Genomic DNA, 562 nt, shown 5'->3' on the forward strand with positions numbered 1-562 from the left:
GGTACAGGAACGAGTTCAGGAATGTGCCCCCGCCCGAATGGCCGGAAAAGGGAACGCCGGCGCAGTTGAAGCTGTCCGCGGACAAGAAGGTGATCAGCCCGGCGGACGGCACGGACGACGTGCATGTCATGGTGAAGGTGGCGGATGCCTCCGGGCGGCAGCTTTCCAATTCCGTTCCCGTGACGCTGGCGGTGGAGTCCGGCCCCGGAGAGTTTCCCACCGGGAAGAGCATCACGTTTGAGCCCGGAACGGATATCGATATCGTTGACGGCTGTGCGGCCATTGAATTCAGGTCCTATTACGCGGGGGAAACGGTGATCCGCGCCTCTTCCCCCGGGTTGAGGGGGGATGCTATCCGGATTGTTTCCAGGAATGCTCCGGCCTACGTGTCCGGAAAGAGTGCGGAAACGAGGGAACGGCCTTACAAACGCTTTACCGTGCAGGACAGGGATGCCCGGCTTCAGGCCCGCGGAGGGAAAGAAAAGGGCGGGGAAGAACCGAATCTGGCCGCGTTTCGCCCCTGTGCCGCGTCTTCCAACGCTCAGGACGCCATGAAAGCTTC

At 61.9% G+C, this 562-nt stretch carries 1 protein-coding gene; it reads left to right on the forward strand.

What is annotated here, in order from left to right:
• Positions 1–562 (forward strand): hypothetical protein (locus ACFFUV_RS24180; RefSeq protein WP_512701413.1); only part of this gene is annotated, 562 nt, incomplete at both ends.

Source organism: Vibrio olivae, assembly GCF_042428525.1.
Classification (GTDB): domain Bacteria; phylum Pseudomonadota; class Gammaproteobacteria; order Enterobacterales; family Vibrionaceae; genus Vibrio; species Vibrio olivae.